Annotated in this window: 14 protein-coding genes; 8 read left to right on the plus strand and 6 right to left on the minus strand. The window is 52.5% G+C overall.

Annotated features, from left to right (window positions below):
* Positions 1 to 9 precede the first annotated feature (9 nt).
* Together FS806_RS00770 and FS806_RS00775 are read right to left on the minus strand one after the other, a co-directional pair.
* Complete coding sequence (locus FS806_RS00770; RefSeq protein WP_144932176.1) at positions 10 to 198, minus strand: glutamate decarboxylase; 189 nt, start codon at positions 196 to 198, stop codon at positions 10 to 12.
* Between the two features lie 1037 nt (positions 199 to 1235).
* Entirely contained in the window at positions 1236 to 5186 is a 3951-nt protein-coding gene (locus FS806_RS00775; RefSeq protein ID WP_144932178.1) for a DNA polymerase III subunit alpha, read from the minus strand.
* Between the two features lie 311 nt (positions 5187 to 5497).
* Between FS806_RS00775 and FS806_RS00780 the strand changes: the two genes are divergently transcribed.
* Genes FS806_RS00780 through FS806_RS00790 form a run of 3 tightly spaced genes read left to right on the plus strand, consistent with a single transcriptional unit; the run spans position 5498 to position 6664 of the window.
* On the plus strand, positions 5498 to 5830 hold the full coding sequence (locus tag FS806_RS00780) for a YtrH family sporulation protein (RefSeq protein ID WP_144932180.1): 333 nt from the start codon (positions 5498 to 5500) through the stop codon (positions 5828 to 5830).
* Complete coding sequence (locus FS806_RS00785; protein WP_222126564.1) at positions 5800 to 6312, plus strand: sporulation membrane protein YtrI; 513 nt, start codon at positions 5800 to 5802, stop codon at positions 6310 to 6312. The genes FS806_RS00780 and FS806_RS00785 overlap by 31 nt, the downstream gene beginning before the upstream one ends.
* Positions 6313 to 6358: 46 nt before the next feature.
* The gene (locus FS806_RS00790) at positions 6359 to 6664 is read left to right on the plus strand and encodes a YtpI family protein (RefSeq protein WP_260981923.1); all 306 of its coding nucleotides are present in this window, start codon (positions 6359 to 6361) and stop codon (positions 6662 to 6664) included.
* 128 nt (positions 6665 to 6792) lie between these two features.
* On the opposite strand, the gene FS806_RS00795 is transcribed toward FS806_RS00790, so the two are convergent.
* From FS806_RS00795 to FS806_RS00810, 4 genes are all read right to left on the minus strand, one after another.
* On the minus strand, positions 6793 to 8133 hold the full coding sequence (locus tag FS806_RS00795; RefSeq protein ID WP_144932186.1) for a DRTGG domain-containing protein: 1341 nt from the start codon (positions 8131 to 8133) through the stop codon (positions 6793 to 6795).
* Between the two features lie 276 nt (positions 8134 to 8409).
* The gene (locus FS806_RS00800) at positions 8410 to 8688 is read right to left on the minus strand and encodes a hypothetical protein (RefSeq protein ID WP_144932188.1); all 279 of its coding nucleotides are present in this window, start codon (positions 8686 to 8688) and stop codon (positions 8410 to 8412) included.
* Between the two features lie 119 nt (positions 8689 to 8807).
* A complete protein-coding gene (locus FS806_RS00805; protein WP_144932190.1) occupies positions 8808 to 9143 on the minus strand; it encodes a YlbF/YmcA family competence regulator in 336 nt (111 codons plus the stop codon).
* Positions 9144 to 9358: 215 nt separating this feature from the next.
* Positions 9359 to 10525 (minus strand): DUF445 domain-containing protein, encoded by a 1167-nt coding sequence (locus FS806_RS00810; RefSeq protein WP_144932192.1) that lies wholly within the window; start codon positions 10523 to 10525, stop codon positions 9359 to 9361.
* Positions 10526 to 10642: 117 nt separating this feature from the next.
* Between FS806_RS00810 and FS806_RS00815 the strand changes: the two genes are divergently transcribed.
* The 5 genes from FS806_RS00815 (at position 10643) to FS806_RS00835 (ending at position 17041) form a co-directional block, all read left to right on the plus strand.
* Positions 10643 to 12007 (plus strand): YheC/YheD family endospore coat-associated protein, encoded by a 1365-nt coding sequence (locus FS806_RS00815; protein WP_144932194.1) that lies wholly within the window; start codon positions 10643 to 10645, stop codon positions 12005 to 12007.
* A 13-nt stretch (positions 12008 to 12020) separates the two neighbouring features.
* On the plus strand, positions 12021 to 13217 hold the full coding sequence (locus FS806_RS00820) for a YheC/YheD family endospore coat-associated protein (RefSeq protein WP_144932196.1): 1197 nt from the start codon (positions 12021 to 12023) through the stop codon (positions 13215 to 13217).
* 90 nt (positions 13218 to 13307) lie between these two features.
* Positions 13308 to 14678 (plus strand): YheC/YheD family endospore coat-associated protein, encoded by a 1371-nt coding sequence (locus FS806_RS00825; RefSeq protein ID WP_144932198.1) that lies wholly within the window; start codon positions 13308 to 13310, stop codon positions 14676 to 14678.
* Complete coding sequence (locus FS806_RS00830) at positions 14679 to 15815, plus strand: YheC/YheD family endospore coat-associated protein (RefSeq protein ID WP_370451788.1); 1137 nt, start codon at positions 14679 to 14681, stop codon at positions 15813 to 15815.
* A gap of 5 nt (positions 15816 to 15820) precedes the next feature.
* Entirely contained in the window at positions 15821 to 17041 is a 1221-nt protein-coding gene (locus FS806_RS00835; protein WP_144932200.1) for a YheC/YheD family endospore coat-associated protein, read from the plus strand.
* Positions 17042 to 17283 lie beyond the last annotated feature (242 nt).

Below are 17283 nucleotides of genomic sequence, written 5' to 3' on the forward strand. Positions count from 1 at the left end.
GCAGGATGATTACCGATGCAGAATGGAATTAAGAACTTCCTGAACTTCCTCCAGTTCTCCTTCCGGAACCAAAATTTCATACTGATTCTTGGTTAAGCTGATGGCCCGAACTTGAACGAGGAACCCTTCTTCCGTCAGCTTCTCCTTTATGCGATCCGCTATTTTGGCCGTCGGAGCGATATAAATAACTGTCCACATGGCCGATAACCTCCCTAACTCCTGCTTCATATAGCCTATACAATGGATTAATGATACCATAACCCGTCTTTTTATAGCAACAAAGACAAGTCGCCCTGGAGCCGATGGAACCGTTATAAATACGCGGGAAAGCGTGAGAAAACATGAAAATGGACAATTATTGGACACAGGTGTGAACGAAATCTTAACTTTCATCCTATGCCCATTCCAAGGTTGCGGCCGGTTTGCCAATCCCCGGAATACTATCGGGCAACTCAATCCCATTCTCCCTTTGGCCAACACCGCCGAAGCAAAGAAATAAAAAGGAATTTTTCAGGTTGTTGAGAAATCGTCTACTTTACTCTAAAGAGATACAAATGCACGACGGATGAATGCGAACGGGTGCGTTATGTACGAAATCATTCATGGTCTTCGAACAGACATGCGAATGCCGCGAATAATCGTACAACTAACAGACATGCTCCGCGAGCTATTTTTCTCAACAGCCTGTATTATTACTTTAAAACGGAGGAAGCTTTCGCGCAGCTTAGTTCTTTTTTACTATACCACGAAAGTCATCCGGCCTACAAAGAAACGTTCGGCCTCCGAAGCGTATTCCGTCCGCACACCAGCAGAGTCGGCGTCTAACCTTCCTCTATTTGATATCTAGGGTTTAAAAGCCTGCAATTCTGCATGCTTTTAGCCGTTGGGTCCCGTGTCCGCAGCAAAGCCTGCTAAAATACATCTTTTTTTCTCGTTCCAAGGGTGATCGGGTGAATTGATGTCGAAATTAATGTATTTTCGCAGGCTTTTCTCCATAAGTGTCTGAATCGCTTATAAATTGATGTATTATCGCAGGAATTTCGTGACTAGAAATTATACGAGAAAGAGTCTTTGCCGCGGCGAACGACAAAGACCCTTGGAGTGCTTTAATATTAGTATGGATGACTAACCATGTGAAGCCGTCAGCAAAGCTTATTCCTCTAAGGCACTATGGTTCCAGAGCGTACCCGGTCATGCACATGGTTCCAATGCGTACCCGGTCAAGCCTTACTTTTTCACTTTACTTTAACCGTTCCTTCGCCTAGGAGCTTTTCAATTTGCTGAAAAAGAAGCGGGGAAGGCTTGACCCGATATCGTTCGCTCAGCATGACCGTTCGCTGTTCGCGCTCGTAGAACAGCACGACCGGCAGCAGCCCCGGCTGCGCCTGCAGCAGGCTCTGCAGCGATTCGAGCGTGTGCGGCGCTTCATGCAGCGGGTCTATCTTGATATAGACCCGCTGCTGCGCCCGCCCGCGCGAATCGGCAGCGCCGCCCGGCGCAGCCGAAGCGGCGCCGACGCCGCGCGCTGCCCTTGGCGGCGCCGTGCCGGCTCGCGGCGGGGCCGGCTGCGCGTTCGCCGCGGGCCCGCCGGCGCTGCGCGCGGACGCCGCTTCGGCGGCGGGGCGCCGCCCCTGCGCAGGCGCTTGGGCTGCGCTCACCGGCGCCGGCCCCCGCCCGGACGCGCCGCGCCCTGCCGCGCCCCCTGCTGCGCCGGCGCCCGCCACAGCTCCGCCAAGCGGGCGCTGCCGCTGGAGCTGAAGCCGCCTGAGCTCGCTCCAGGCGGCTTCATCCTCCAGCGTGTACAGCTGGTCGGCGAGCAGCTTGACGGCGTCGTCCTGATGCTGCAGCCGGGCTTTGACCAGCAGCAGCTTGCCCTTATCGACCAGGCTTCCGTACTTTTTCCAGGCTTCGGGAAAAATAACGGTCTCGACCCGGTCGATCCGGTCCTCCAACTCCATGAAAGCCATCTGCTGCCCCTTCTTCGTCACGATCAATCTCACGGAAACTACCATGCCGACTACAGCTACCTGACTGTTATCCGGCAGCTCGGGCAGCAGATGTATGGCGTCGGTCTCCGCTTCGCGCAGCCGGTTCTCGTATCCGTCCAGCGGATGCCCCGACAGATACAGGCCCAGCAGCTCCTTCTCCATCTCCAGCTGCTGCATCCTGGTGTAGGGCTGCACGTCCGGATACTCGATAGTCCAGTTGGCTTCCTCGGTAAAGCCAAACAGGTGAAGCTGCAAATCGTCGCTTTCCTTCTTCCACTTCACCGCCGCCTCGACCGTTTCATCCAGGACGGCCAGCAACTGGGCGCGATGGCCGGGCAGAGAGCCGAAGGCACCGGCCTGGATCAGCGATTCGATAACACGCTTGTTGCAGACCCGCAAATCCACGCGGCGGCAGAAATCGAGCAGATCCTCGAACGGCCGCTCTTCCCTTGCTTTAACTATCGCTTCAATCGCCTGTGCTCCGACATTCTTGATGGCGGCCAGCCCGAAGCGGATGCAGTCGAAGCCCCCGCGGCCTATGAATTCACCCGCGTCCCCGGCTCGCTCCCCTTCTTCCGGAACATTCCCTATCCTTCCGGAATCTGACGCTGGAAGAACCGGCGCTCCCATATCCTCCGTTGCCCCCGGCGGGAGCGGGGAATTCCCATGTTCCTGCGCAGGCTGCTCCGGCATGCCGCTATCGCGGGAATCTGCACTCGCTCCCCCGGACTGATCTGACAGCCTGGCCGGAGTGAAATAATAGCCGCTCTCATTGACGTCCGGCGGCAGCACGACGATGCCCATCCGGCGGCATTCATCGACGTATTCGGCCACTTTGCGGTGACTGCCCATAACCGCCGTCAGCATAGAGGCCATAAATTGCACCGGATAATGCGCCTTCAGGTAGGCCGTCTGATAGGCCAGCACCCCGTAAGCCGTGGCATGCGCCCGGGGAAAGCCGTAATCGGCAAAACGGACGATCATATCGTAGACCCGGTTGGCTTCCTCCTCGGTGCGTCCTTGCTGCACGCTGCCCGCTACGAAGAAAGCACGCTGTTCGTCCAGCACCTCGCGCTTCTTCTTGCTGACGGCTCTCCTCAGCAAGTCCGCCTGGCCGAGACTGAAGCCGGCCATCGTAGCCGCGATTTGCATGATCTGCTCCTGGTATACGATGATCCCGTAAGTATCTTTAAGTATTGGCACGAGCGATTCATGCGGATATTCCACTTCGATCAATCCGTGCTTGGCTTGAATATATTTCGGAATAAAATCCATCGGCCCCGGACGGTACAGAGCATTCACCGAAATGATGTCCTCAAATTCCGATGGCTTCAATTCCTTCAGCACCCGGCGCATCCCGGGGGATTCCAATTGGAATATCCCTGTCGTATCCCCTCTGCCAAGAAGCCGGTAAGTATCCGGATCGTCGTATAAGGAGTGGGAGAAATCAATGTGCTTCCCGCATTGCTCCTCCACAAATTTCAATGTTCGCTCAATAATCGAGAGGGTCCTCAAGCCGAGAAAATCCATCTTGAGCATTCCGACCGCTTCCAGATGCTCCATCGTATACTGGGTCAGAGTGGTGCCCTCGGCCCCCTCCTGCAGCGGAACGTAGTTGGTCAGCGGTTCACGGGAAATGACTATTCCGGCTGCATGCGTTGAAGCATGGCGGGGCATCCCTTCCACTTTACGGGCCAGGTCTATCAATTCCGCCGTTCTGGCATTCTGCTTGCATAATTCCTGCAGCTCAGGATTGACCTCAAGCGCCCTCTCCAGCGAGATGCCCATCGCATTCGGAATCATCTTCGCCGCGCGGTCCACTTCGTTATAGGGCATATTGAGCACCCGTCCGACATCGCGGACGGCGCCTCTCGCCGCCATCGTTCCGAATGTAATAATATGGGCCACATGCTCCGCCCCATATTTACGCGTGACGTACCCGATCACTTCATCCCTTCGCAAATCGCTGAAGTCGATATCAATATCCGGCATCGATACCCTCTCCGGGTTCAGGAAGCGTTCGAAGAACAAACGGTAACGGATCGGGTCCACATTCGTAATGTTCAATACATAGGCGACGAGACTGCCGGCAGACGACCCCCTGCCGGGCCCGGTTGCAATTCCCCGCTCATGGGCGAAGCGGATGAAGTCCCACACGATCAGGAAATAATCGGAGAAGCCCATCTTATCGATGATGCTGAGCTCATAGGCCAGCCGTTCCTCCAGCGTCCTGCGATAATCCTCATCCGCCCATTCCCCGCGGCCGGCGTAGCGTCGCTCCAATCCTTCCCTGCACAGCACGGCAAGATAATCTCCGGCCGACATCCCCTGCGGGATCGGCTCGAATCTCGGAAGAATCGCCCGCCCGAACTCCAGCTCCAGCCGGCATTTGTCAGCGATGGCCTCCGTATTCGATACAGCTTCCGGAACATGGACGAACAGACGGGTCATCTCTTCGCCGCTCTTCAAGTAAAGCTGCGACGTCTCCATCCGAAAGCGCTCCGGGTCATCCATTGTCTTACCGGTGCCGATGCAAATGAGAATATCTTGCACCGCGTGATCTTCCGGTCTGACATAATGGACATCGTTGGTCGCCACCAGCGGGATTCCGGTTTCCCGGCTCAGGCGGATCATCTCCTGCATAACCTTCTTCTGTTCCGTCAGGCCGTGATCCTGGATCTCCAAATAGTAATCCTCGCCGAAGATCCCGTAATATCTCTCCGCCGCAGCCTTCGCCTGCTCGTATTGATCATGAAGCAGAAGCTGGGAAATTTCCCCTCCAAGACAAGAGCTCAGGCAGATCAAGCCTTCGGAGTACCTTGCCAAATGTTCATGGTCGATCCGCGGCTTGTAATGGAATCCTTCGAGATGGCCGATAGAACAAAGCTTCATTAAATTCCGGTAGCCGGTCTCGTTCTTGGCCAGAAGAATGAGGTGATAAATCGGCTGCTCCTGCCGCGAACCTTTATCATGCAGAGAACCGCTTGTGAAATACATCTCACAGCCAATAATAGGCTTGATTCCCCGCTGAACACACGCTTTGTAGAAAGCGATCGCCCCATACATAACTCCGTGATCCGTAAGGGCAAGGGACGACATGCCGAGCCGGGCGGCCTGGTCCACTAATTCCTCGATTCTTGCCGCCCCGTCCAGCAAGCTATATTCACTATGAACATGAAGATGTACGAAGCCGTTCATTTTCCGTTCTCCCTCTCTTTAACTTCTGCCTACTATTTTATCATATTCCGCGGCAAGAGGCGAACCCACATTCGCATCCGTTATTCGTATCTCTTTACTCTTTTTTCCCGCTCCACTCTTTCCGCTTATTCCTCTGCCCTCCGGAATCCTCCGTAAGCTCTGATTCTGTACTGTAAAAATGATAACCTTAATCAAACACAATCTGTAAGTTGCGCTCCGGCCGCCGTTTTTTTAACCGGCCTGTCTTCTATGCCGGACAGGTCTGTCATACATATAGAATTATAGGACAAACGGCAAAGGATGGGGTTATCATGACCACTTTCTTAACTAAGCTGACCATGGATTTTTTCATCGCCTTCGGAATCGTACTCGGGGGCAGCATGCTTGGCGGGATGGCGGCCGTCTTTATCCTTCAGCCTCCAGCCGTCTATATGCTCAAAATAGCGGAGAATATTAAAATATGGGCCATGGTAGCCGCCGTCGGAGGAACCATCGACCCTCTGCGGGTCATTGAATTTAACTTTACCGAAGGCTATCTGTCGCCCGCGATTAAACAGATTCTATATTTCATCGTGGCGTTCATCGGGGCTCAGATGGCTTACCACCTGATCCAATGGATCTGCGAGGGCAGCGGGTCGTCATGAGAGTGCCCAATTTCGACCGTTATCGGCATTGGCTGGCCCGGTTCGGCTTATTCCTGGCGGGCGTCATTATTGGCGCCGCTCTCTTCATGGGCATCTACCAGCAGAACTTCTCCCTGCTGGCCAGCCGCAATGCGGACCTGGAGCAGGAAATCCGGGAATTGAGGAACGAAATAGAAACCTATAGCAAAAACAGAAAGCAGGCGGCGTACATCGGGGGAATTTTCGTCCATCTGGAGGAAGGGCATACGCTGGACGACCTGTCGAAGGTCGAGCTGGAGAAGAGGGTCCACGAGGATTTAAAGGTTTTGAGCGGCAAGCCGGTGGCGGATTTCAAGAAAGATCCGAAGCTGTACATGAAGCTGATCGAGAAGCCATACCCCGGTATTTATGACAAGGACTACCGGGTGGAGGTTACGACGCTTATGCTCGTTCAGTCGGAATTGCGGGTATGGTTTCGGGCGAAACCGCTGGCCCGAAATTGATTTTTGGCGGGAAAATCAGTACAGTTAAGAAAAACGACCTAAAAGGATGATCGCAGCTATGAACTGGTATCACTATTTCCTGTTTTTCCTTGTCCTCGCTACGCTTGCGGCCTCGGTCCTATACAGCATACGTTACCGAACCCGCAGAGACCCGCAGACCAAGAGAATAGAGGCCGCCAAGATGAACATCTCCATGGGCTTTATGCTGATTTTCGTCGCCCTGACACAATTTACCCTGTTCGACCCCAGTTTCCTGCGCGGAGCGATCGGCGCTGTTTTTTTGCTGTTGGGGCTATTTAACGCCTATGCCGGGTTCAAAAATTACTCGTCCTACAAAAAAAGCTCGCATTAATACCTTTTTACGTAAACATCTTCTTATCCAAACATTCCAAAAGAGCTGCAGGCCTCTGAAGTCTATCCCTGATCGTATTCGGGGGCCCGGCCCCTTTGGAAGCTTTCCTCCCCAAGTATGGTTTCCGTCTAGGCCTGGTCAAACATTTGAGCCGTGACCATTGCTTTGGCCACCAATTGCCCTCCGTGATAAATTTCGACATCGATTTTTCCATATTTACGGCTTACTTCGATGACGTTGGGCCGAATTTCTACCTCCGTCTCCATTTGGACCGGACGCAGGTAATAGGTGGAGATGTTGTCGATGACCAGATCCCCTTTGCGGCTATTCTGAACCGCCCGATAAGCGGCTTGTGTCATCAATGTCGTCAATACTCCGGCCGAAGCCGCTCCCAGATGGTTGGTCATTTGCGGGGTAACCATACCCTTGAACCAGATGGTTCCGTCCTCCGACTTCATTTCTTCAAAACCGCTCCAGATCAAATCCTCGAATGTCTCCCCGATTTGCGGCTGTCTCTGGATATACTGCATCACCTTAAGAACATCCTTGCGGCTGATGACCCCGACTATTTTGCGGTTGGCGTCAATGACCGGCAGCAGTTCAATGCCTTCCCACACCATAAGATGGGCGGCGGAAGCAATCGTTGCCTGGAGATGGATCGTTATCGGATTTCGGGTCATCACCCGGTCCACCGTCTGCTCCGGCCCGGCATCGACCAGATGCTTGGAAGTGACCATTCCGACTACGCGATTCCATTCGTCTACAACCGGGAACCGGTTATGGCCGCTCTCCTCGATAAGCTGCCGCAGTTCCTTCACTTTCTGGCTGCTCTTTAGTGCATACACGATGCTTTGCGGGGAGATGATGTCCTGAACCAGCATGATCTTCTTCTTGATCAGACGGTCATAAATCGCCCGGTTGATCATCGAAGCCACCGTGAACGTATCGTAGCTGCTGGAGATGATCGGCAGCCCGAGCTCATCGGCCAGCTGAACAATCTCGGGACTCGGCTCGAAGCCGCCCGTAATAAGAACCGCTGCGCCGGTCTCGAGCGCGATTTGCTGCGCCTTCTGCCGGTTGCCGACGATCAGCAGATTGCCGGCCTCGATATAACGCAGCATAGCTTCCTCCTGCATCGCTCCAATCACGAACTTGTTCAGCGACTTATGAAGCCCGTCCGCGCCGCCGAGCACTTCCCCGTCAACAATATTGACCACTTCCCCGTAGGTGAGCTTATCGATATTGTGACGCTGTTTTTTCTCAATGCGAACCGAGCCGATGCGGTCCTTGGTGCTGACCAATCCCTGACTTTCCGCCTCCTTGATCGCCCGATATGCGGTCCCTTCGCTGACCCCCATTTCTTTGGCGATTTTGCGTACGGATATTTTGCTGCCCACTTTTAGCTGGGTTATATATCTTAAAATGGTTTCGTGCTTTGTTAATGTATCTTCCTGAGCAGAATATTCCATCTGTTACACCCCATCGGTTCGTTACTGTATCATACTGTGATAATCATTATAGTATGAAACGGATAACTGTTTCAATGCGGGAGGTGATATGGCCTGCACTATTGCTTTTAATCGACACATTTTTCCAATAAAATGGAAAGATACGTGCCCTTGTATCTGCCTCGCTTCTTGGGGAAGTTCGCCAGTCCTTCTTATTAATGCTATAAGTACAAAAAAACCGCAGGACTTCATATCCTGCGGCCGGCCTTCCCTGTGTGTCACCGAAACTACTTCCGGCTATTTTCGCATCTGCAAAAGCTTCCCTTTCCCTTCCAGACGCTGCTTCATCTGCCATCTTCTCATCTGCTTGATTTTACCCAGCTCCTGCCGCGTTTCCTCGTCTACCCCAAGGATATGATGAAGCTGTGCGCCGACAATCAACAGCGCAAATCCAATCCAGACGATGCTGAATACGGTGGCCATCGTCCAGCCTCCGCCAACCTCCAACTGCGGGACGGCATACATCAGCATGCCGAGAGCCAGGCTCAGATAAATCACATTCTTGAATCCCTTCATGCGGGAAGCACTCCTCTCCGTTACGGAAGTTAATAACCGCCTCGAAACCCGCTTCTTAACTTCCGGCTTCTCACATCAAACTTCTATTTTAACTTATGCGGAGAGAAGGGGGGGTATGACTACTTGTACAATTCCTGCAGCGATTCCCCCAGAATTTTTTGCACATCTTCAAAAATGACCGACAACCGCTTCTCGGCCTCCATCAGCCGACGGATATTCAAATTCAGCGAAATGACTTCATAAAGCTTCTCCATGTTTTCCATTTCCTCCTGGGCAGGCCTTTCTCCCGTCATCAACCTGCTCTGCAGTTCAAGCTGCTTCGCCCGAAAATCATCGAGCATCCGCTTGGAATCGGGATCGGCGTCGATGGCCTGTTTGGCCTCCTTGGCTTGCAGAAACTCGCCGCTGCCTTTAATCGCTTGCGCCAACTCGCGGGCTTTGTCATGAATATTCATTATTTTCCTCCTTAATCTTCCATAAATTCGTTTCACGCCAAGATAAGGTGATCGCGCAAAACGCACAGTTTTCGGAACTTCAAATCCATTTCCCGAATTCGCGATATCGTTTCTGTTCCTTATCAATACACAATAACAGTGTATGGCTTTATGCTCGTTCTTCGTAACCTTTTTTTGTCGTATTCATTCTCCAGCTAAAATTCTCCCTGTTCCCCTCACCGCACCCAAAGCATCAGAATGGACTGGAACAGGCCTATGAATCCCCCCAGCAGCACACCAAGCCATGTAATCGCACGGAATTCCTTACCGGACACGCTTAATATAATGTTCTCCAGCTGCTCTACCGGGAATTTCTCCACTTCTTCCTCTACCAAAGCCGGAAGATTGATGGCTCCGACCATTTTATCCATGTTCTGAGACAGCGTCCCGAGCACACGGAAAGTGAGGCCGGGGACCCTCTCGAGCATCCATGCCTTCCTTGGTCCAATCAACTCGCGCAGCTGCAGGCCGCCGACGCGATCCAGCCACTCCTCCCACGGCAAGCGCGAGGCGGCCTGAATGCCTGCCCATTCGCGCGCATCCTGCCCGGTGCAGTATCCGATTATTTGCTTGAGCGTGATCTTCTCGATCTGCTGTAGCTTCCTCTGCATGAAATCCGCCAAAGTGCTGCGGAATTCCTCAGAATCCAACTGCTTGTACAAGGCGCTGCGGACCTTGCCGGCTATTTTGTCCTCATCCATGAAAATTCCCGCAAGCGTCCCGAGGAAGCCGCCTGCCTGCTCCATGAACTGGACCGTCAGCTTGCGCAGCATCTGCTCTCCCTTCGGCGATTGAAGCTCCGCTTTCATTTTCTCCACGAAGATTTCCGAGCCCCAACGAATTAGCTCCTGCTTGCGGCTTTCCGACCAATCCGGAACCAGCCTGTCTAAGGTCAGCTCAGACAATTCATGGCGGTCCCAGAAAGCATGGACTGCTTGCGCGGACTTATCCCGCAGCCAGCGGGCCAACTGCTCCCTGCCCTCCTTTAGCTGCTCCGGAGTCCAGATGCGCTGCGCCAGCTGCTCCACCGTTTCCTCGCTCTCGGCCCATTGATGGATCCACTGATTCAGCTTCTCTTCCACCCGGCCTACGAAAACCGGTTTTTGAAGAAGTGAAGCCAGGCCCTGGGTTGTAACCAGATGCTCTGCGACGATTTTGCCCAAAGACTGGCCGATTTCCGCCTTCCGTTTCGGAATCAGCCCGGGGGTAAAAGGTAGACGGCGGCCGCGAATGGTAATCGCCTCCCGCGGATGGAACAGCATTTTGATAGCCAAGTGATTGGTTATCCCGCCGACGAATGCTGCAACGGTTACTGCAATCAATATTGTAATAAGCTCCTTCATGGCAGGCTCCTTTCCTGTAAGATGGGCATTTTCCAATCACCAAGAAAATTATGTCCTCATATGATGAATTAGTTAAATATACCAAAGATGCAGACAGCGGTGGAGGGGGACTTACCCATGGCGAGTATAAAAGTAACGATACACACAAAAAACAGCAGCCGCCTGGACAGCCAGACGGTCGTTCTCAAGGAAGCCCTCGTCAAAAAACTGAACATTCCGACCCAACACAGCGTCACCCTTCAATTCGGCTCGATGAAGCAGGAAGTCAGAGTAGTGCCCGCGGCCAGACCTACTTCCTTGCGGATGAGCGAATCGCTTGCCGGCACATTCAATTTGACGCATGGAGATAAGCTTAGTCTAAACTACCGGCCTGATACACAGACGATCCGCATAGGTCCGTTAATCGGCGTGATGATCAGCCGGGTCACTTCACAGACCCCGGACCGGCCCTTCGGATCTAATACCGCGTTCTGCCGGGAATTGTCGCTGGCCTGCGCGAAGCTGGGCGGAATGGTGTATTTCTTCACTCCCGAGGATTTGCCTATTCAAGGAGACAGGCTGAACGGGTGGGTTTACCGGAGCCAATGGAGCAAAGCCTCCTTTCCGGTACCGGATTGCGTATACAACCGCCTCACGACCCGCAAGCTGGAAAACAGCGCCAAAGTTCAGCAGATGATTAGAGAGATCAAAACACGTTACCATTCCTCGATCTTTAACGAAAAATATTTGAACAAAACCGAAGTGTTTCATGCACTGAAGCAAGTTCCCGCAATGCGGGTCTATCTGCCGGAATCGTATTCCTTCTCCGGCTTCGACATGCTTAAATCCATGTGCAATAAACACAGCATCGTGTTCCTCAAGCCGGTAACCGGGAGTTTGGGTAAAGGGATCATCCGCATCTCCCGGAGCGCTAACGGCTATCATTGTCATTTTAACCAATCGGTGGGGATGCGTAAACTTAGCTTTCCTACTCTTAAGAAGTTGTACTCCGCCATATCGGGAAGATTGCGGAAATCCAAGTATCAAATTCAGCAAGGTTTGCGGCTAATCGATTGCGCCGGACGCCCCATCGATTTTCGCGCCCTGGTGCAGAAGAATAAGAAAGGAAGCTGGTCTGTGACTTCCATTGTCGGAAGAATCGCCGGCAGCAACAATTTTGTGTCCAATTTGGCCAGAGGCGGCAGTCTGACCTCCGTCGGGAATGCAATAGCCCGTTCTAATCTGGCCTCGCAGGGCCGGGCTTCCGCCCACCTGAAATTGCGTAAGGCCGCACTTGCGATAGCCGTAGGCCTGGATGACAAAATCCCCGAGCATTTCGGTGAGCTGGGGGTAGACCTGGCCCTGGATATCCAAGGCCGCGTATGGCTGCTTGAAGTTAACTCCAAGCCGTCCAAAGAGGACAATTCCGCTCTGGTACAGACCAAAATCAGACCATCGGTCAAACGGATAGTCGAATACGCCCAGCATCTGGCGAAAACTTGAAAGGTGGCCCCCTATGAATATTACCGATCATAACCGGGTTGGCATACTCGTTGGCGAAGAAGCAGACCTCCCATGGTTTGTTGATTCCGGCTTCTATTCACTTCTCATCCGGCAAGGGAACCGGCTGGGGCTGGATGTATACGTAATTACCCCCTCGTCTTCGATGAGCGAAGGCACCGGAATGATCGGATATCGGTATTCGGCTGCCGCTGGGACATGGAGTGAGGAGACTGTACCATTGCCCGACCTGGTTTATGACAGAGTTTTCCAGAAGGATGCCCGTGGGCTGCTTCGGTACCGCTCTTCGTTAGTAGAATTAAGAAGAAAACAGGACTTTATTCTTCTCGGCAATGGATTGGCAGGCAAATGGAAAGTCTATCAGGCACTTCTTCGCGAACCGGGACTTAGAAGGCTGGTGCCGAGAACGGTCCGGCTGCAGGATGCCTCCCTCCTCGTATCATGGTTCGGAAGCTGTTCTTCCGCATTTCTCAAGCCTGACTCGGGCACCCAAGGCAAAGGGGCTATCCGCATTATAAAACAAGAAGACAGCGGGCTCTATTACCTGGAAGGACGGGATTTCAATAACAAGCCTTTTGCTCACAAGTTTCATTCAGTGAACGACCTTGTTTCGTGGGTCCGCCGCTTTGCCAGCCGGCGGTATCTGCTTCAGCCTTATCTTAACCTGATTTCCCGTTCCGGGGATGTGTATGACGTTCGTTCACTTGTCCAGAAGAATGGAGAAGGCAGGTGGACGTTAACAGGAATGGCTGTCCGCCGGGGATCTTCAGGAAGTGTAACAGCGAACCTGCACGGCGGGGGGAGCGCTGAAGCGGCCGAGCCGTTCCTGCAGGAACAATTTGGCACGGAGCGGGGGAAAGAAAAATGTGCACTCCTGCGCAGCCTTTCCCTTCTTATAGCAGAGCATCTTGAAGGGCATTTTGGCAGGCTGGCCGAGCTGGGAATCGACTTCGGAGTGGATCAGGACGGCAGGATCTGGTTGATCGAGGTCAATTCCAAGCCGGGAAGATCGGTGTTTCGGTTATTGTGCGACGAAGAAGCCAGACGTAACTCTCTTGCTTACCCGATGGCCTATGCTTCCTACTTGCTTGCGCAGCGAGGAGATCATATATGGAGGAATCACCGCCTTCGTTTCCCCCTCCGCTCTCAAGGAACCACCGGAATTAAACCGTCTTTAACTATAAATGAGTGAATAAGGGGGCTTGCAAGGCTGCCCCATGCCAATGTCAGCTTACGCTTTCGATGAAGGTTTTACTCCGTAAAACCCTTAGGAGGGTACCCAATGAGTTTGACAACTTGCAATATCCTAATTTCACAGCAATCGGAAAGAGCGGTTACGGTCACTCGCTCCCTGAGCAAACAACTGCAATTAAGCACTTCCCGTTCGATTACACTCCGATTCGGCAACCGCACTTCCACACAGCCGGTACGCATCATTAATCGCAAAGGGAGCTTCGTTGTCGTCCCGCAATCCGTAGCCTCTGCCATCCGGCTGCCGTCAGGAGGCAAATGTATGGTCAAGAGCACTACCGGACGGGATCTGCAATTCGGCCCGCTCATCGGCATAATGACCTACACCAGCAATAACCCGGTTCTTCCTTTCGGCGCGAGAACCGGCTTTATTAAAGAATTTCTGCGAGCGGCCGGAGACCGCCCGGCTTTTTATTTCGTGTTCTCTCCGCGCAATGTCAATTGGGAAGAAGAGGTCATTACCGGCTATTTTCCGGGTTCGGGCGGCAGATGGGTGCGCAAGACCGTCCCGCTTCCGGATGTCATCTACAACCGTCTTCCGAGCCGCAGCGCGGAAAAAAGCATGTCTATGGAGGATTTCAAAGCCAAGTTTGTGCGCAGAAGAATTCCTTTGTTCAACTGGAGCTTCTTCGACAAATCGGACGTCTACCGGCTGCTGGAAGCAGATGAGGCAAATAAATATGTTCCGGAATCTCATAACCGCCCCACCCCGGACCTCATTCGCGAAATGCTGGAGAAGCACCGGTTCGTTTATCTGAAGCCTACGGCAGGAAGCCTTGGAATCGGCATTTATCGGTTGACCTACAATCCGGAGAGAGGCTATTTCGCCCGATTCCGCCGAAACAGCGGTAATGTGCTGATCCGCTTCTCCAGGTTCGAGGGGCTAATGAGAATGCTGAGAGCCCATAATGTCCGGCTGCAATATTATGTTGTTCAGCAGGGAATACGGCTGATCGAAATCGATAACTGCCCGATCGATTTCCGCTTCCATATGACCAAGGACGGCAACAATGAATGGGTTGCGGCGGGAATAGGCGCCAAGAAGGCGGGCAAAGGCAGCGTTACGACCCACGTCCGAACCGGCGGCCAACTAATGACTCCCGAGCAGGTGCTCAGCAGAGTGTTCGGCACAAGAGGCGACAAAATTCTGGATCATGCCAAAGAGGTCGCCGTTAAACTGGCCGAGTCGATTGAGAGGAATTATTCCCGCCCGTTGGGAGAGCTGGGCTTCGATATCGGCATTGACAAAAACGAAAATATCTGGATGTTCGAAGCGAACGCCAAGCCGGGGCGGTCCATCTTCAAGCATCCCTCTCTGAAGGCTCAAGGCAAGGCATCCCTCGTCAATATCATCGACCACTGTATGTATTTAAGCCGTTTTCAACTGAGGAGGGAGGGATAGGTGGATTTTCATTTACACGAATGGCCTTCCCATTCTCAGCCCAATATTGCTATCTTGACTATGCCGGATGAAAAAAGACCGTTCCGCGGAAATCATTATAATTTCATAGATTTGATTCGCTGCGGCAAAGAATTGGGGGCATTTGTCTATGTCATAACGGTTGATGACGTCAAGCTGTGGAACCGGAGGATCAACAGCTACGTCTATAATCCGGAGACGAAAACATGGACCCAGATGATGCTTCCACTGCCGGATGTGATCTACAACCGGATTCCGACACGCAAGGACGAACTTCGTCCGGAGGTTCAGCAGACGATTCATTCCTTGCTTCGGCATTCGCACATCCGGCTTTTCAATCCTTTCTTTTTTAACAAATGGACCTTGTTCGAATGGCTGAACAAAACAAAATCGACCAAAAAATATATTCCTGCCACGAAACGGCTGACTAGCCTGCAGGATTTGGAGCTGTTCCTGAAGCATTTCCCCACCGTCTATCTGAAGCCGGCACGAGGCAAAGCCGGCAAAGGAATTATGAGAATCGAAACCGGAAGTTCCAAGGCAAAGAACTCTTACCGTTTAATCATCCAGACCTTCCGGAAAAGCCATATTTCCCTTCATACCCACCTTCCCAAGCTATGGGCGGTATTAAAGGAGCAGATTGGCTCGGAGGATTATATTATCCAGCAGGGCATCCGGCTGTCCAGCTACCAGAACCGCCCGTTCGACCTGCGGGTGCTGGTGCAGAAAAACCGCAAAGGAAGCTGGAGCCTCACCGGGATCGGCGCCAGAGTGGCAGGAAAGCTAAGCATTACAACCCATGTGCCCCGCGGAGGCTCGATCGATGAGCCGGAAAAATGTCTAAGCGCCACCTTCGGCAAGGAGACCGCGCGCTCCATCCTACTGAAGGTGAAGAAGGCTGCCTACTCCATAGCGCGCCGGATTGAGAAAGCTTCGGGGCATACCCTCGGAGAAATGTCTATGGACCTTGGAGTAGATACCTCCGGACAGATCTGGTTCTTCGAGGCCAATTCCCGGCCGATGAAATTTGACGAGCCGGATATCCGCAAAAAATCGTTGGAGCGAATCATCCAATACAGCCTTTATTTAAGTAAAGCCAAGAAAAAAGTAAGCGGGTGATACTTGTGACACAAGCGACACTCGGCATTATGACCCTGTATGTGAGGAACCGACAGATTGAAGAGCTTCATGTCTATAGAAAATTTTGCCTGCTGGGCGCCAAGCTGGGATTGTCGGTGATGATTTTCACTCCGGAAGACGTGGCTTCCTCCAAAAAATTGATTCATGCCTTGATTTATGATGCCGGCCAGCGTAAATGGCTTCGGAAATGGATGCCGTTTCCGAAGCTCATTTATGACCGGTGCCGATTCCAAAGAACCTACCGTTTTCAGCAGCTCAAACAGTTTCGGGCCAAATACGGACATCATTTGAAATTTCTTAATCTGCCCATGAATCACAAATGGGGAAATCATCGGCTGTTGGCGGGGAATCCGAAAATTGCCGAGCATCTGCCGGAAACTGTCCGCTATCAGCAGAAAGAGGATTTGTTTCGCTTTCTCCGCAAATACCCACTGGTTTACCTGAAGCCTGAGGACGGGACCGGCGGCAGAGGGATTATAAGCCTGCGAAGAACTGAAGGAGGAAGGTTCTTGCTGCGGGGCCGTAACCGTCAGCGGAAAATTATCGAACCTCTTCTGCTGAGCCCCGAACAAATTCCCGTTAAGCTGAGCGACTGGAATTTGAAGAAGCACTATCTGATCCAGCAAGGTATCGATATTACACTGCCGGATGGCCGTGTGCATGATTTTCGCCTGCTGATCCAGAAGAACGGTCACGGGGAGTGGGAGGTAACCGGCTGTGCCGGAAGGATAGGCCCGAGCAGAAGCGTCACTTCCAATCTGCACGGCGGAGGGTCTGCCGCCTCAATGGAAGCTCTGCTGAGGAAAAGATTCGATGCGGATAAAGTGAAGGCCATCCGCGACAGCATGACTTCGTTAAGCCACGAAGTCGTCCGCCATCTCGAAAGGCACTTCAAACAGTTGTGCGAGATGGCTCTGGACCTGGCCGTCGACCGCAAAGGCAAGGTCTGGCTGCTGGAGGTCAACCCTAAGCCGTCCCGCGAAGTTTTCCACCGGATCGGTCAGCACCAAACCTATTTAAAGGCATTGAGGCGGCCGCTGGAATATGCTATATGGCTGCATAATAATGAACCGGAGAAGCCGAAGAGCCACGCGATGACGAATACAGAAAGGCCGGATAATGGCAAAGGTGATGCAGTGGTAAGCATGAATCATGAAGAGCCGGGAAAATCGGATGAGGATATGAAGCCGAAAATGTCTGGCTGATGGAAAGTTTTCCAGTAGGAAGGACTGCGGAACTTATCGGAGGAAATAGAAGCATTCCTGCATCTATTTCTTCCGTTTAAGAGTCTTCTCGGGAAACAGACGTATTTTTGCTTTGATTACGCTGTTCTCAATACAACATTTAAGGGGCTGTCCAGAAAGTCCCTAAAATAAAAAGTTGGAGGGAAAGTAAAATTTTCCGCTCCAACTTTTTTTGTGCGCTGCTTTTGTAGGAAAGCAGCGAG

Origin of the sequence: Paenibacillus sp. 32O-W (genome assembly GCF_007679495.1) — a bacterium.
Classification (GTDB): Bacteria; Bacillota; Bacilli; order Paenibacillales; family NBRC-103111; genus Paenibacillus_L; species Paenibacillus_L residui.

Bases quoted from the DNA above. Each gene is read 5' to 3' on its own strand.
- FS806_RS00770 (WP_144932176.1), bottom strand. From the start codon at position 198: ATGTGGACAGTTATTTATATCGCTCCGACGGCCAAAATAGCGGATCGC.
- FS806_RS00775 (WP_144932178.1), bottom strand. From the start codon at position 5,186: ATGAACGGCTTCGTACATCTTCATGTTCATAGTGAATATAGCTTGCTG.
- FS806_RS00780 (WP_144932180.1), top strand. From the start codon at position 5,498: ATGACCACTTTCTTAACTAAGCTGACCATGGATTTTTTCATCGCCTTC.
- FS806_RS00785 (WP_222126564.1), top strand. From the start codon at position 5,800: ATGGATCTGCGAGGGCAGCGGGTCGTCATGAGAGTGCCCAATTTCGAC.
- FS806_RS00790 (WP_260981923.1), top strand. From the start codon at position 6,359: ATGATCGCAGCTATGAACTGGTATCACTATTTCCTGTTTTTCCTTGTC.
- FS806_RS00795 (WP_144932186.1), bottom strand. From the start codon at position 8,133: ATGGAATATTCTGCTCAGGAAGATACATTAACAAAGCACGAAACCATT.
- FS806_RS00800 (WP_144932188.1), bottom strand. From the start codon at position 8,688: ATGAAGGGATTCAAGAATGTGATTTATCTGAGCCTGGCTCTCGGCATG.
- FS806_RS00805 (WP_144932190.1), bottom strand. From the start codon at position 9,143: ATGAATATTCATGACAAAGCCCGCGAGTTGGCGCAAGCGATTAAAGGC.
- FS806_RS00810 (WP_144932192.1), bottom strand. From the start codon at position 10,525: ATGAAGGAGCTTATTACAATATTGATTGCAGTAACCGTTGCAGCATTC.
- FS806_RS00815 (WP_144932194.1), top strand. From the start codon at position 10,643: ATGGCGAGTATAAAAGTAACGATACACACAAAAAACAGCAGCCGCCTG.
- FS806_RS00820 (WP_144932196.1), top strand. From the start codon at position 12,021: ATGAATATTACCGATCATAACCGGGTTGGCATACTCGTTGGCGAAGAA.
- FS806_RS00825 (WP_144932198.1), top strand. From the start codon at position 13,308: ATGAGTTTGACAACTTGCAATATCCTAATTTCACAGCAATCGGAAAGA.